This window comes from Actinoplanes teichomyceticus ATCC 31121 (assembly GCF_003711105.1).
Classification (GTDB): Bacteria; Actinomycetota; Actinomycetes; order Mycobacteriales; family Micromonosporaceae; genus Actinoplanes; species Actinoplanes teichomyceticus.
Map to the genome: position 1 here is coordinate 3,183,379 of NZ_CP023865.1, position 13,996 is coordinate 3,197,374.

A 13,996-nucleotide genomic window follows, 5' to 3' on the forward strand; every position below is an offset into this window, starting at 1 on the left:
CCGGTCGGTACAGAAATATGTGCGGCGGTGCCGGCGTTCCGATATCCGTACCGGACGGTATAGAAATGGAGGTGCTCGTGATGAGCGCGCCATCATCCCCGGCGCTCGGCCGGGTCGGCGTCGGGAACATGCGGCTGCGGTCCGCGGCCCGGCCCCAGATCCGGGCGGCCGTGGCCGAACGGGACGGGCTCGCCCGGGGCGCCATCTGGCTGCCCGGGCTCGACGGCGCGGGCGCCCCGGTGCCCGGCCGCAGCGACCGCCTGATCGACGCGCTGGTGGCGCACGGCGACGTCGACGGTCTCGCCCGCCGCGTCCGCGAGCATCTCGACGCGGGCGTCGACCACGTCGCCCCGCACGTGTTCACCGACCCCGGATCCACCGAACTCCCGCTCGCGCAATGGCGCGAGCCGGCCGCAACCCTCGTGCACTGACCTCTCGAAGGAGACAACCATCATGGGACAGCTCACCGGCAGGACCGCCCTCGTCACCGGCGCCACCGCGGGCATCGGCCTCGCCGCCGCCCGCCGGCTGGCCGCCGAGGGTGCGTACGTCTTCCTCACCGGCCGCCGCCAGCAAGCCCTGGACGCCGCCGTCGCCGAACTCGGCGGGCCGGCCACCGGCATCCGTGCCGACGTCGCCGACCCCGACGACCTGGTCCGCGTCGCCGACGTGATCCGCGAACGGGGCAGCGGCCTGGACGTGCTCTTCGCGAACGCGGGCGGCGGCGAGTTCGCGGCCCTCGGCGAGATCACCTGGCAGCACTACGCCGACACGTTCAACACCAACGTCGGAGGCACCCTGTTCACCGTGCAGACCGTGCTGCCCCTGCTCAACCCGGGCGCCTCGATCATCGTGACCAGCTCGAACATCGACGTGAAGGGCGCCGCGGCGTTCAGCGTCTACGCCGCCAGCAAGGCCGCGCTGCGCTCGTTCACCCGCAGCTGGGCCGCCGAGCTCGCGGGCCGGGACATCCGGGTCAACAGCATCGCGCCCGGCCCGGTCGCCACGCCCGGTCTCAGCGGACTGGCCCCCGACCCGGCGGCCGCCCAGCAGTTGCTCGACAACCTGGCCGCGGGCGTGCCGATGAAGCGGCTCGGGCGCCCCGAGGAGATCGCCGACGCGGTCGCCTTCCTCGCCTCGCCGGCGAGCAGCTTCATGACCGGCGCGGAGATCTACGTCGACGGGGGCGCCAGCCAGATCTGACCCGGGGGCCCGGCGTCGACCATCCGCAGCAGGACGCGCCGGGTGACGTCCTGGTGGTCGGTGCGGCGTACCGGGCCGCTCGCCCTCGCCCGTCCCGTCGCCCGCCGCGCCCGTCGCCCGCCGGTGCGGGCGGCGGGCGGCGCGGCCGGGATGCCCCGACCATCCGGCCCGATCAGGTCCGGCTGTCCTGGTCGCCGTCGCTGCTGCCGCTGCTGCCGCTGCTGCCGCTGTCGCCGGGAGCCGGCTGGAAGAGGGTGCACAGGATCTCGTAGCGCGCCCCGGCGTCGCCGGCGTCCTCCAGACCGTCGATCAGGCTTTCCAGCGCGGCCGCCGCGGCCCGTGCCTGCTCCCGGGTCAGCCGCAGGTTACGGATGCGGAAGCCGGGGACCTCGCCGGCGCCGGCCAGGTCGTCGGCGACCGCGCGCACCGAGACCGGGCCGGACTCCGGGCCGGTGAACACCAGGCGGCGGGCGGTGCGCAGGTAGTAGTGCTCGGTGCCGCCGCGGACCTGCCGGGTCTCGACCACGGTGGCCAGTCCGGCCGCCTGCAGCACGCCGAGGTGGTGGGCGATGTTGCCCTTGCGCTGGCCCAGGGCCTTGGCGAGCTGGCTGATCGTGGCGGCCTGCTGGCCGATGGCGAACAGGATGCGGTGCCGCAGCGGGTGCCCGAGCGCCCGGTGCTGCTCCGGCGCGGAGATCTCCAGTCGCTCGTCCACGAACCAAGCGTCAAATCTTCTTGACGCTTTGTCAAGTGTGGTGCTTCACTGCTGCGGTCGACAGTGGACGGCGAGGGAGGCCCATGCGCCAGGACGAGATCACCGCGGTGGTGAAGCAGGTCGTCGACCTGCTCGCCGAGAAGTACGTGTTCCCCGACGTCGGGCACCGGGCCGGCGCCGTGCTGACCGCCGCGCTGGCCTCCGGGCGCTATCCGGACGGCGTCGCCGCGCCGGCGCTGGCCGCGCTGGTCACCGAGGACCTCCAGTCGGTCAACGGCGACCTGCACCTGCGCCTGCTCTTCAGCGAGGAGCCGCTGCGCGACGACCACGGCGACGATGCCGCGGACCTGGCCGCGGCGGCCGGCTGGGCGGCCCGCACCGGGGGCGGCATCGAGCGGGTCGAGCGGCTCGACGGCAACATCGGCCTGATCACGATCAACCCGCTGCTGTTCCCGCCGACGCTGGCCGGCGAGCCGATCGCGGCGGCGATGACGCTGGTCGCCGGCTCCTCCGCGCTGGTGCTCGACGTGCGCGGCTGCCGTGGCGGCTCGCCGGACACCGTCGCGCTGCTGTGCAGCTACCTGTTCGGGCCGGAGCCGGTCCACCTGAACAACATCCAGTCCCGGGCCGGTGACTCGACCCGGCAGATGTGGACGCTGCCGTACCTGGGGGGCCCGCGTTACGGCCCGGACCGGCCGGTCGCCGTGCTGACCAGCGCCACGACCTTCTCCGGCGCCGAGGAACTGGCGTTCGACCTGCAGGAACGGCAGCGAGCGACGATCGTGGGGGAGGTGACCCGGGGCGGGGCGCACCCCCGCGACGGCTTCGCGGTGCATCCGCACCTGGAGGTGACCATCCCGGTCGCCCGTTCGGTGAGCCCGATCTCCGGTACGAACTGGGAGGGCGTCGGGGTGCGGCCGGACCTGGCGGCGCCCGCGGAGCAGGCGCTCGACCGGGCGGTCCGGCATCTGCGGACGCTGCTCGGGGAATGAGCCCCCACCACGGCATGACCCGGTCCGTACCCGGGTAGGACGGTGGATGCCGGCGGCACGGTCTCTGCGCTTGGCGGCCGGACGGCCGTACCGCCGGCCACGACGGCGCGGGGCGGCGAAGGCGGCGGATCAGGCGCCCTCGCCGCCCCGCGGACTCAGCCGGCGGCGTGCGCCGGGACCGGGTCGGTCACCCGGTGGTCGTCCACATCGAACGCGATCTCGTCCAGCACGTCGACGACGCCGGGCACCAGCCGCACCAACCGGACCGCGAGCATCGCCGTGGACCAGCGCTCGACCCGGCCGGTCAGGTCGACGACACCCTGGCGCACCTCGACCTCGACAGCCGCCAGATTCTCGGTGTACGTGGCCTCGTGCACCGCCGCCCGGACGTCGGTGGCGATCTCGTCGTCCGGCCGCAGGTGCTCCTTGAGCAGGTCGCTGCGGCTGACGATGCCGACCAGCCGGCCCAGCGGGTCCTCGACCGGCATCTGCTTGACGTGCGCCTCGTTCATCCGCCGCGCGGCGGTGCGGATGCCGGTGGTCGGCAGCACCACCACGGCCGGCGCGGTCATCAGCTCGCCGGCGGTCAGAGCGTCCGCCTTGCGGCGCGCGGTCCGGTCGTTGCGCTCGAACCAGCGAGGCTGCCCGGCGCCGACATATTCGATCTTGCGAAGCAGGTCCGATTCGGAGACCACCCCGAGGACCCGCCGGTCACGGTCGACGACCGGCACCGCGTTGATACGGTTCGCGGCGAGCAGGGCGACCAGCTCTCGATACGCAACGTCCGGGCCGACCGCGATCACGTCGGTGGTCATGACGTCGTTGACATGCCAAACCTTCATCGTGCATCCCTCCACCGCCACGCTAGGAAGCGGTGGCACCCGTCCGGCAGGACCGGGCGGCCCGGCCGGACGGGTCCAACGGCACCCGGTCGGCGGGTCAGGCCTCGGCCAGCACCCAGCGTCCCCGGCCGCGGCGCTTCGCCTCGTACATCGCCGAGTCGGCGGCGCGCAGCGCGTCCCGCTCCCGGGCCGGTTCGCCCCGGCCGTACGCGGCGATGCCGACGCTCGCGCCGACGTCCAGCATCCGGCCGCGGAACGGGATCGGGCGCGCCACGTCGGCGACCACCCGTTCGGCCAGCCGGATCGCGTCGTCGGCCGCCAGCTCCGGGCAGAACAGCACGAACTCGTCACCGCCGAGGCGGACCACCAGGTCGGTGTTGCGTACCGCGCTGGACAGCCGGCCGGCCACCGCGGTGAGCACCGCGTCCCCGGCCTCGTGCCCGTACTCGTCGTTGACCTGCTTGAAGCCGTCGAGGTCGAGGTAGAGCACGGCGACCGGCCCGGATCGCGGCGGCAGGGTCCGGTCCATCTCGTCGGTCAGCATGGCCCGGTTGGGCAGCCCGGTCAGCGCGTCGTGGCGCGCCTGGTAGGCCAGCTGCGCCTGGGCGCGCTCCTGCTCGCGGACCGCGAGGGTGAACCGGGCCAGCACGAACCCGGTGCTCAGCGCGGTGGCCACCAGCGTGGCGACGGCGTTCTTCTCCAGACCCTCCTGGATCAGCGTCAGGGCGGGCGCGGTCAAAAAGGCCAGGCCGAGAAAGAGCACCCGGGACGGGTGCAGCACCTTGACGTGGCTGCCGGGACGGGTCAGCTCGTCGCGCCCCCGGTGCAGGCACGCCGCGATGAGCAGCGCGTTGCCCAGCATGATCAGCGGGCCGATGCGCTCCACGAGCCCGTAGTCCAGGAAGTACGGCAGGACGTTGTAGGACACGTCGATGGCCAGGTACAGCACCACCGCGCCGAGCACCAGGAGCGTCGGGGCGCCGCGGGTGCCGGGCGACAGCGCGATGAACAGGATGCCGGCCAGCAGCACCACATCGGCCACCGGGTAGAGCGGCGGGACGATAGTCTCGGCCAGCGAGGTGCCCGTGCCCAGCAGCGGCACGATCAGGAACTGCCAGGCGGCCAGCCCGGCGGCGACCGCCAGCGTGAGCCCGTCGAGCACCGCGCCGCGCATCCGGCCGGGTGCCCGCCGCCGGGCCATCATGGTCAGCGCCACCGCGATCAGCGGGTAGCCGCTGAGCCAGCAGACATCGGCGATGCCGACGCTCGGCACACCGACCGAGAAGTAGTAGTACGCCAGCTCGATCAGGTCGCCCAGCAGCCACAGCGACTGCGCCAGCGCCACCAGCACCCACGGCCGCCGCGGCGAGCCGCCCGGGACGCGGGCGGCGGCCACCCAGGCGGCCGTGCACAGGGTCCCGTAGAGCAGCACATAGACGACGTTGCCGAACGTCGTGCCGTACGTCGCCATCGCGAGCGCGATGGCGCCGGTGACCCCGCCGAGCAATGCCCACAACCTGCCTGTCGCCATGGGCTGACGATCGGCGGGCGCGCCGTCATGCTGTGCCGAACGGGCAGTGAGCCGCACCACATTCACTTCGTGGGCACCTTCACCGCGCCGCTGAGGATGCGGTACCGCGCCTTCTCCATGCCGGACCGGTACGGGCCCAGCACCGTGTTGGAGGTGGCGTAGCCGACGCCGTCGACCTTGAGGTCGTAGCGCTTGCTGCCGCCCGCCCGGTCACCCTTGACGAACGCCTGGATCTCCTGGAAGACCCCGTTGTCCACGCGTTTGAGCATGGAGGTCAGGATCCGCGGCCGGACCGCCTCCGCGGCGCTGGCGTACTGGTCGGAGTCGACGCCGATGGCCCACGTCCGGGGTGCGGCGGCGACCGCCTCGAACACCCCGCCACCGGACCCGCCGGCGGCCGTGTAGATCACGTCCGCGCCGTCGTCGATCAGCCGCCGGGCGGCCGACCGCGCCTTGTCCGGCGCCCCGAAACCGCTGAAGTCCGGCGGCTTGCTCAGGTACCGGGCGTCCACCCGGATGTCCGGGTCCACGCTGTGCACCCCGGCGGCGTACCCGGCCTGGAACTTGTGGATCAGCGGGACGTCGACGCCGCCGACGAAACCGACTCGGCCGGTGCGGGTGGCCTGCGCGGCCGCCACCCCGACCAGATAGGAGCCCTGCTCCTCGGAGAACAGCAGCGAGACCACGTTCTTCGCCGACACCGAGTCGTCGTCGATGATCGCGAACAGGGTGTCCGGGAACTCCTTGGCCACCGTGCCCACCGCGGCGGCGTACAGGAAGCCGACCGCGATGACCGGGTTGCTGCCGCCCTGCGCGAGCCCGCGCAGGGTGTCCGCCCGGGCGTCGTCGCTCTCCGCCGCCGTGGTCGCCTCGGTCGCCTCGACCAGCAGCTCCTTCTTCGCCCGGTCCAGTCCCGCGCCGGCGGCGTCGTTGAAGCTCTTGTCGCCGCGGCCGGCGCTGTCGTAGGCGATCCCGACGTGCACCGCCGCGCGGCCCAGCCCGGAGGAGTCCACCGAGGAGACCGGAACGGTCGCCGCGGTGCACGCCGACAGGAGGGTGACGGCCGCGGCGAGAACCGCGACCCGGATGCTCTTGGTCAACTCAGCTCCTCAGTACCGGAACTGCCCGACCGCGTCACGCAGCGCGGTGGACATGCGACTCAGTTCGGCGGCCGCCTCCCGGGAGCGGGCGACCTCGGCGGAGGTGGCGGCGGTGGCGGCGGCCACCGCCCGGATGTTCTCCGCGATGCTGGCCGTGCTGGTGGAGGCCGCCACGGCGCCGCGGTTCATCTCGCCGGTGGTCGCGGTCTGCTCCTCCACCGCTCCGGCGATGCTGTTCTGGTAGTCGCTGATCCGGCCGATGACCTCGCCGATCAGCTCGATCGCGCCGACCGCCGCCTGGGTGTCCGACTGGATCGCCTGGACCAGCGAGTCGATCTCCTCGGCGGCGCGGGCGCTCTCCTGCGCCAGGTCCTTGACCTCACCGGCGACGACGGCGAACCCCTTGCCCATGTCGCCGGCCCGGGCCGCCTCGATGGTGGCGTTCAGCGCGAGCAGGTTGGTCTGCGCGGCGATGCTGGTGATCAGCCGGACCGCGTCGCCGATCGCGGAGGACGACGAGCCCAGGTTCCCGACCGTACGGTTGGCGGTCTGCGCCGCGGTCACCGCCTCGGCGGCCACCGCGACCGCCTCGGCCGCGTTCCGGGAGATCTCCTCGATCGAGATGCCCATCTCCTCCGAGCCGGCCGCCATCGTGTCGACGTTGCGGTTGACGTCCTCGGCCGCGCCGGCGACCAGGTCGGCCTGCTGGGAGGTGTCGCCGACGGCCTTCGCGAAGGCGCCGGAGACGGCGTTGAGCTCGGCCGAGGTCTGGGTGAGCACGTCGGCCTGGTGCGCGACGTCGGAGACGATGGTACGGACGGTGCCGACCGCCTGCCCGAGCGCGGACGCCATCTGGGCCACCTCGTCGCGGCCCTCGGTCACCGGCTCGACGGTGAGGTCGCCGTCGGCCACCCGGCGCAGCGCGTCGCGGGCGGCGCCGACCGGCCGGACGATGCTGCGCGTCACCACGATGGCCGACACCGTGCCGAGCAGCAGGGCGAGCGCCGTGGCGACGCCGATGACCAGCTGCGCCCGCTCGGCGTCGTCCGCGGAGTCGCCGACCGCCGCGACGCTGCGTGCGTCGACCGACGCGGCGAGCTTCTGCGCGGCCACCATCATCCGGTAGTAACTGTTCCAGCTGTCGTACATGGCGATCTGGTCGGCGTTCCACAGCGCCTGCGCGGTTCCGGGACGGTACGCCGCCACCACCCGGTCGTTGATCGTGACGTAGTCGGCGAGCTCGTCGTTCAGCTGCTCGAACACGTCCCGCTCGGCGGGGGTCATGCTGGCGACGTCGACGCTGTCGAGGTACGCCTGGAACGCGTCCCGCTCCTGCTGCCAGGCCTTGTAGGCGACCGAGTCGCCGCCCAGCGCCCGGGCCGCGCCGAGGCGGTAGATGTCGTTGATGAAGCCGGCCTGCCAGCCGTTCAGGGTGCCCGCGTGGGTCTTGATCTCGCCGGCCTGCCGAGTCAGCAGCTCCAGACGCCGTACCTCAGTGGCGGCGTCACGCTGGGCGACAATGGTCGCGAAGGCGACCGCGGCGACTGCGAACAGCAGCGTGAGCACGGCGGCGAAGGCGCCGAACAGGCGGGCGCCGATGGTGAATCGCCGCAAGGGGGATCCTTCCGTCGAGGTGCCGGGTTATGATCGCTCCCCTTTTCGGCAGCCTGCGAGGTTCGCTTAGGGTTCCCGGGGGCGCGCTCGGTTGCGCCGAGGTGGTAGAAAGCTTGGCCACGGGCCCGCGGCGACGCGGGTGACCGGCCGGCGGAGCGCCTGGGATCGTGCCGGTCGGTGCATCGCCAACGGCCGCCGTCACCGCCGTCCGGAGGCCACGCATGGGCACGGGTGTCCCGCACCGCGTTCGACCGCTCTGGAGTGTGTCGCCGACGTGGATGCCGTCTCCGCTGGAGGAGGCCCGCAGCCACGCGGAGGCGTACTCCCGCGCCCTGGCGGGTTTGCGCCTGCCGCGACCGCCGCGCCGGGCGGTGGCGTCGGCGGCGCGCAAGGCGGCCGTCTTCCAGGCGCTGCGTCTACTGGTCGAGACCCGGCTCCGGTGGGCCGGTGGAGCGGTGATCGGGGTGCTGGCCACGAGCGCGCTCCTGGTCGTGGTCCTCGGCTCGGCGCCGGACGGGAACGACCCGCGCACCGCGAGCGCCGTGCAGACCGCCACGCTGCTGGGGATGCTGGCCGGAGCCGGTGTGGCCGGGCTGCTGTTCCCCAGGCTCATCCTGGTGCGGTGGTGGGTCCAGAGCCGTCGGCCATGGCTGCGGCCGGTGACCGATGCGGCCGTCTTCGCCGTCCAGATCGCGGCCGCCGCGCTGTGCGGATGGTACGCCGCCGGGCACGTGGTGGGCTTACCGGCCGGGGTCGCCTGGGGGGTGGTGACGTACCTCGGATTCGCCGGTGCGGGCGCGGTGTGCCGGATCGTCACGGCCCGGTGGTGGCGCACCCGCTACGGTGACCCGCCGTGGTCGGCGGTCGCCACCGCCGACGTGCTCAAGGTCGCGTGGCTGCTGGCGCGCGACCGTCGGGCCTGGCGGAGGCCCGCCGCACGCAAGGAACTGGCCGACCTGATCCATGTGCAGACCGTGCAGACCGCTCACCGTTACCGTCAGCTGGCGTACGCGGCCGGCTGGTCCGCCGGCGACCGCGCGACGATCCTGTCGAGGGGCTGCCGCCTGCAGGGCGCGTTCGATGACTACCGGCACGCGCTGCTGGACGTGACCAGCCAGCGCGAGTACGACGCGCTGCTGGACCGGGCCACCTCGCAGACGGCGGCGCTCGCCAACAAGAACTGGGACGGCCTGCCGGAGGGCGGCCAGAGCCGGACCGCGAATCTGGCGGCGGGCGCGTTGTACAGCACCACCCTGGGCACACTGAGCGGCCTGGCGGTGAACGCCGCGTCCGAACACCTGCCGGATCCGTTCGGCGAGGCCCGGCCCGCGTGGATCGCGCTGCTCGTCTCGGTGGCTCTGCTCGGCATCAGCGCCTGGCGGAGCGCCCGGTAGCCCCGCGCCCGGTAGCCCCGCGCCCGGAAGCCGCCGGGGCCCCGCCCCCGCACCACGCGCCGCGCCGGCCGGGGCGGCGCCGGTGTCCGGCGGGCGCCGCGCCGGCCGGGCGCCGCTAGCCGGCGGTGGCGCGGTCCGGTTCGGTCTCGCGGGCGGCCAGCGGCGTACGCAGGGTCCACATGACCGCGGTGGCCGCGGCCGTGACCACGGCGAGGCCCAGCCACGGCGCGGCCGGCCCGCGCGCGTGCAGGGCGGTGAAGAAGGTCGGCGCCAGGATGTTCGCGAAGGCGAACGTGTACTGGTAGACCGCCAGGTAGCGGCCGCGCTGCGCGGATGGGGCCGCCGCCGCCGACAGGGCGTTGGAGATCGGCGCGTGGATCAGATCGGCCGCGGCATAGAAGATCATGCCGGCCATCAGGTACGGCACCAGGGCCCAGTCCGGGACGCCGACCGCCGCCGCGTAGACCAGGGCCCACACCGCCCAGAGCGCGCCGGCCAGCACCAGGCTCTGTGCCCGGGACAGCGGCCGCACCAGCCGTACGGCGAGGCGCTGGCCCACGGCGAGCAGCACCGTGTTGGCGGTCAGCAGCGGGCCGACCAGCCAGTGCGGCGCGTGCAGGCCGTCGATCAGGAAGACCGGCACGGCGACGCCGACGAAGATGCTGCACAGCGCGAAGACCGTGTTGACCGCGATCAGCAGCAGGTAGGGCCGGTCGCGCAGGAGCGGGCGGTAGCCGCCGCGCATCTGCTCGCCGGCCGGTGGCGTGGCCTCGCGCGGCACCAGCAGCAGCAGGAGCGCCGAGATCAGGAAGCTGGCCGCGTTCAGGTGGACCACCGGCTGGTACCAGGAGTACGTGACCGCCACGCCGCCGAGCAGCGCACCGACCCCGGTCGCCGCCATCTGCACCATGCCGGCCACGGCGAAGCGGCGGTCGGCGTGGCGGGGGTCCTCGCCCGGTTCGGCCAGGCCCGCCACGACCGAGAAGAACGAGGACCAGAACAGCCGCTGCCCGATCGCGGCCACGACCGCCACGAGCAGCAGGGAGGCCGGTCCGCGCACCAGCCCGTACGCCGCGTAGGCGGCGGCCTGCAGCACCTGCGCGGCCAGCACCCGGTCGAGCGGGCGCGTGCGGTCGGCGAAGTGACCGACGATCAGTGGCACCGGCAGCGAGACCAGGGCCGCGATGCTCAGCAGCGGTCCGACGGTGCTCAGCCGCAGCCCGGTGACGTGGGTGAAGTAGAGCAGCGACACCGGGAGCAGCAGGCCGCTGCCGAGCATGTCGACCGCGAGGGCCAGGGTCAGTGGGACAACCTTGCGTCGAGCGGTCACCCGCAGTGTTCTAGCAACCCGGCCGGCCCGTCTCCACCCATTTATCCCGGGTGATCCGCGCCCCCGGCTACTTGGTCGCGGTGCTGTCGATGACCAGCTCCGGGTGGTTCAGCAGGAACGGTTCCATCTGGTCCTTGGCGGCGGCGTCGAACAGCTGGCGGGTGACGTCGTTGATGCCTTCGCCGTTGCCGTTGGTGACGAAGCTGCCGCTGTTGGTGCGGATCGGCAGCAGGTCGGCGGTGGCCAGCCCCTTGAGGCCGTAGAAGAAGTCGGTGGTGGAGACGCCGTTGGTGTCCATCTTCAGCGAGGAGCCGGCCGCGGCGAGCAGTTTCGACACCTTGCCCAGGTCGGTCAGCACGCCGCTGCTGGTCGCCTTCTTCGCCATGGCGCGCAGCAGCTGCTGCTGGTGGCGCTGGCGGTCGTAGTCGCCGTTCGCGGAGTGCCGCAGCCGTGAGTACTCCAGCGCCTCCCACGGCTTCATGTTGCGGCAGCCCTTGCGGAACCACAGCGCGTTGCGGGGCGGCGAGGTCGGGTCGGCGCCCTTGGCGTACTGCACCTTGCCCTTGGCGTCGATGATGTAGTGGCTCGACCACATGTCCATGTCGACGCACATGTACACGCCGCCGAGCGCTTCCAGGATGTCCTTGAAGCCGGAGAAGTCGATGACCAGGACGCCGTTGAAGCTGATCCCGGTCAGCTCGTGGACGGCCTTGGCGGCGAGCTTGGCGCCGCCGGTCCAGCCGTGCCCGTTCTGCGACCCGAAGTAGAAGGCTGAGTTGATCTTGTCGGTGGCGCCGTCGAAGCCGATCGACCGGTCCGCCGGGATCCGCGCCATCGTGTCCCGCGGAATGGAGATCATCTCGGCCTTGTCGTGTGAGGCCGGGATGTGCAGGACGATGATGGTGTCCGAGCGGGAGCCCTCACCGGTCTTCTCCCAGTCGGTCCGGGTGTCCAGCCCGAGCATCAGCAGGTTGATCGCGCCGTCGGGCAGCTTGCCCCCGGCGCCGGTCTGGGCCACGCCCACGCCGTCGCCGGCGCCGAGCACCGACGCGGTGGTCTGCACGTTGTCGGTCACCTGGTTGAGGAGGTATTTCGCGGCGGCGCCGGTGCCCACGCTGAGCACCACCAGCAGCGCCCCGAACGCGGTGGCCAGCTTGGTCCACCACGGGGCGCGGGGGCGCCTGCGGCGTGCCGGGCCGCCCTTCGGCCGGCCCGCGGGGCCGTCCGCCGGGTGCGGACGGCCGTCGGTCCGGTCGGTTGCCACTGGCATGCGATGACTCCTCGACTGAACGGCAAGGCCCGGCAGACCTCGGAGCGAGGTCTGCGTCCCGCCCGTGGCGGGAAAGAGTAGTGAACCGATCTCACGCTTCCGAGATCGGGCTCTGGCTTGATGCCAGCTGTGAACCTCCTGAGCATCGAGCCGGCCCGGGGCGGGCGTCGCGGGGTCGCCCGGCTCCGGCGCGCGGATCGAGCCCGGAGCGTACCCCGATGGCTCAAGCCCGGCTGACGACCCGCGTCCGGGCCCGGCATCGCCGGGGTCGCCGCGCCGGAGCCGAGCCACCTGAGCAGGCGGGCGACGGCTCGGGGGCGCCTCGCGCCGCGCCGTCGGCCTGTGGACCCGGGGGCGCGCCGTCGGCCTGTGGACCCGGGGGCGCGCCGTCGGCCTGCGGGAAGAACGCTCAGCCGCGACCGACCTGCGAGCGCGCGGACGCCGGACGCCTGCGGAAGCGGCCGTGCCGACCGGCGTCGGGCCGGTGTCCGCGATCCGCCGGGGCCGGGCCGGTGACGCGCTCCCGCGGGCTCGCTCAGCGTGGTGCGGGCTCGCTCAGCGTGGTGCGGGCTCGCTCAGCGTGGCGCGGGCTCGCTCAGCGCGGCGCGGGCTCGCTCAGCGTGGCGCGGGCACGGCGGCGGGTGCGCCGGGCGGTCGGCGTCCCGAGCCGACCGCGGACAGGGCCGCGGCCACGTCCGCGGGGAACGGGAACGAGCCGGGCTGGTACGCGCAGATCGGCTCCTCCGCGTACAGGTCGGCGGTGGCCGCGTACGCCCGGGCCCGCGAGCCGCCGCACACGGTACGGAATTCGCAGGCCCCGCAGCGGCCCCGCAGGCGGTCCGGCTCGCGCAGCGTGGTGAACATCGGCGAGGTGCGGTAGATCTCGGTCAGCGGCTGCTGCCGCACGTTGCCGGCCGGGACCGGCAGGAAGCCGCTGGGGTACACGTCGCCGCGGTGGCTGATGAAGACGAACCCGTTGGCGGCGCTGACCTGCAACGGGGCGCGGCGTACCCGGCGTGGTCCGGTGGCCAGGCCGAGCTCGTCGAGCCGCTGCCGGAGCTGGTGGTACAGCGGGCCCAGATCGAGGTGGTCGGCCGCGGACAGGCCGCGGCGGTCCAGGATCGCGCGCTGCAGGCAGACCCGGCGGAAGTGGTGCGCCTCGGTGGTCTTCACCGGCACGATCTCGCCGAGGTCGTACAGGGTGTGCAGGACGTCCTCGGTCTGCGCGGCGTCCAGCCCGCGCAGCCCGCGACCGCGGCCGGTGGGGACCAGGAAGAAGACGCTCCACAGCAGGGCGCCGCGGTCGCGGATCAGTGCGGCGATGCCGGGCAGGTCGGTCACCGTGTCGGCGGTGACGGTGGTGTTGATCTGCACTTTCAGGCCCAGCGCGTCGGCCTCCCGCCAGGCGCGCATGGTGGCGGCCCAGACGCCGTCGAAGCCGCGGAAGCCGTCGTGCGCGGCCGGCCCGGCGGCGTCGACGCTCAGCGAGATGGCCCGGGCGCCCGCCTGGTGCAGCATGCCCAGCGCCTCCGCGGTGAGCGTCGGCGTGCCGGACGGGGACACCGACATCGCCAGGCCCAGCTCGGTGCCGCGGCGTACCAGGGTGGCCAGGTCGGGCCGCTGGAACGGGTCGCCACCGGTGATCACGAACAGCGGCGACGGCCGGCCGAACGCGGCGACCTGGGTCATCAGGTCGACGGCCTCGTCGGTGCCGAGCTCGCCCGCGTCGCGCAGCGGCTGGGCGGAGGCGCGGCAGTGCCGGCAGGCCAGGGGGCAGGCCTGGGTGGCCTCCCAGATGACGATGAAGGGGCGGTCGGCGCCGCTGCTGCGCGGAATCCGTACGTCGCGGGCGCGGCCCGCGGCCACCGGCCCGGCGGCGCCCTCACTGCCCGGCTGCATCCCGGCCTCCCTCGCTTCGTCGCACCCTGCACTGTCGTCGCGCCGGGGGTCGACGGACAAGGGTCCCGAGGTCCCGCGTCCGGGTGCCCGAAGTCCTGTCCGGGCG

The 13,996-nt window shown here is 73.6% G+C and carries 12 protein-coding genes; 4 read left to right on the forward strand and 8 right to left on the reverse strand.

Going from position 1 to position 13,996, the window contains the following annotated elements:
• Positions 1–80 precede the first annotated feature (80 nt).
• Both ACTEI_RS39335 and ACTEI_RS14260 read left to right on the forward strand, forming a co-directional pair.
• Positions 81–431 carry an LLM class oxidoreductase gene (locus ACTEI_RS39335; protein ID WP_145831086.1) on the forward strand — a complete coding sequence of 117 codons (351 nt, stop codon included), beginning with the start codon at positions 81–83 and terminating at the stop codon, positions 429–431.
• 22 nt (positions 432–453) lie between these two features.
• A complete protein-coding gene (locus ACTEI_RS14260) occupies positions 454–1,203 on the forward strand; it encodes an SDR family NAD(P)-dependent oxidoreductase (RefSeq protein ID WP_122978106.1) in 750 nt (249 codons plus the stop codon).
• A 172-nt stretch (positions 1,204–1,375) separates the two neighbouring features.
• On the opposite strand, the gene ACTEI_RS14265 is transcribed toward ACTEI_RS14260, so the two are convergent.
• Positions 1,376–1,918, reverse strand: coding sequence for an ArsR/SmtB family transcription factor (locus tag ACTEI_RS14265; protein ID WP_122978107.1), 543 nt, complete (start codon positions 1,916–1,918; stop codon positions 1,376–1,378).
• An 83-nt stretch (positions 1,919–2,001) separates the two neighbouring features.
• Between ACTEI_RS14265 and ACTEI_RS14270 the strand changes: the two genes are divergently transcribed.
• Positions 2,002–2,910, forward strand: coding sequence for a S41 family peptidase (locus tag ACTEI_RS14270; protein WP_122978108.1), 909 nt, complete (start codon positions 2,002–2,004; stop codon positions 2,908–2,910).
• 155 nt (positions 2,911–3,065) lie between these two features.
• Here the strand turns inward: ACTEI_RS14270 and ACTEI_RS14275 are convergent, their stop codons facing one another.
• The 4 genes from ACTEI_RS14275 to ACTEI_RS14290 all read right to left on the reverse strand — a co-directional run bounded on the left by ACTEI_RS14275 (position 3,066) and on the right by ACTEI_RS14290 (position 7,997).
• On the reverse strand, positions 3,066–3,752 hold the full coding sequence (locus ACTEI_RS14275; RefSeq protein WP_122982139.1) for a CBS domain-containing protein: 687 nt from the start codon (positions 3,750–3,752) through the stop codon (positions 3,066–3,068).
• Between the two features lie 97 nt (positions 3,753–3,849).
• A complete protein-coding gene (locus tag ACTEI_RS14280) occupies positions 3,850–5,283 on the reverse strand; it encodes a GGDEF domain-containing protein (RefSeq protein ID WP_122978109.1) in 1,434 nt (477 codons plus the stop codon).
• Positions 5,284–5,345: 62 nt separating this feature from the next.
• Positions 5,346–6,383: a BMP family lipoprotein gene (locus tag ACTEI_RS14285; RefSeq protein ID WP_122978110.1), complete on the reverse strand. Its 1,038-nt coding sequence runs from the start codon at positions 6,381–6,383 to the stop codon at positions 5,346–5,348.
• A gap of 9 nt (positions 6,384–6,392) precedes the next feature.
• On the reverse strand, positions 6,393–7,997 hold the full coding sequence (locus tag ACTEI_RS14290) for a methyl-accepting chemotaxis protein (RefSeq protein WP_122978111.1): 1,605 nt from the start codon (positions 7,995–7,997) through the stop codon (positions 6,393–6,395).
• Positions 7,998–8,275: 278 nt separating this feature from the next.
• Between ACTEI_RS14290 and ACTEI_RS14295 the strand changes: the two genes are divergently transcribed.
• On the forward strand, positions 8,276–9,391 hold the full coding sequence (locus ACTEI_RS14295) for a hypothetical protein (RefSeq protein WP_122978112.1): 1,116 nt from the start codon (positions 8,276–8,278) through the stop codon (positions 9,389–9,391).
• 115 nt (positions 9,392–9,506) lie between these two features.
• Here the strand turns inward: ACTEI_RS14295 and ACTEI_RS14305 are convergent, their stop codons facing one another.
• The 3 genes from ACTEI_RS14305 to ACTEI_RS14315 form a co-directional block, all read right to left on the reverse strand.
• Complete coding sequence (locus tag ACTEI_RS14305) at positions 9,507–10,721, reverse strand: MFS transporter (RefSeq protein WP_145831085.1); 1,215 nt, start codon at positions 10,719–10,721, stop codon at positions 9,507–9,509.
• Between the two features lie 67 nt (positions 10,722–10,788).
• A complete protein-coding gene (locus ACTEI_RS14310; protein ID WP_122978114.1) occupies positions 10,789–11,991 on the reverse strand; it encodes an LCP family protein in 1,203 nt (400 codons plus the stop codon).
• A gap of 615 nt (positions 11,992–12,606) precedes the next feature.
• Positions 12,607–13,890: a TIGR04053 family radical SAM/SPASM domain-containing protein gene (locus ACTEI_RS14315; protein WP_122978115.1), complete on the reverse strand. Its 1,284-nt coding sequence runs from the start codon at positions 13,888–13,890 to the stop codon at positions 12,607–12,609.
• Positions 13,891–13,996 lie beyond the last annotated feature (106 nt).

What these genes read in the sequence shown, in the direction of transcription:
- ACTEI_RS39335 (WP_145831086.1), top strand. Translation starts at nt 81, where the DNA reads ATGAGCGCGCCATCATCCCCGGCGCTCGGCCGGGTCGGCGTCGGGAAC.
- ACTEI_RS14260 (WP_122978106.1), top strand. Translation starts at nt 454, where the DNA reads ATGGGACAGCTCACCGGCAGGACCGCCCTCGTCACCGGCGCCACCGCG.
- ACTEI_RS14270 (WP_122978108.1), top strand. Translation starts at nt 2,002, where the DNA reads ATGCGCCAGGACGAGATCACCGCGGTGGTGAAGCAGGTCGTCGACCTG.
- ACTEI_RS14275 (WP_122982139.1), bottom strand. Translation starts at nt 3,752, where the DNA reads ATGAAGGTTTGGCATGTCAACGACGTCATGACCACCGACGTGATCGCG.
- ACTEI_RS14280 (WP_122978109.1), bottom strand. Translation starts at nt 5,283, where the DNA reads ATGGCGACAGGCAGGTTGTGGGCATTGCTCGGCGGGGTCACCGGCGCC.
- ACTEI_RS14295 (WP_122978112.1), top strand. Translation starts at nt 8,276, where the DNA reads ATGCCGTCTCCGCTGGAGGAGGCCCGCAGCCACGCGGAGGCGTACTCC.
- ACTEI_RS14310 (WP_122978114.1), bottom strand. Translation starts at nt 11,991, where the DNA reads ATGCCAGTGGCAACCGACCGGACCGACGGCCGTCCGCACCCGGCGGAC.
- ACTEI_RS14315 (WP_122978115.1), bottom strand. Translation starts at nt 13,890, where the DNA reads ATGCAGCCGGGCAGTGAGGGCGCCGCCGGGCCGGTGGCCGCGGGCCGC.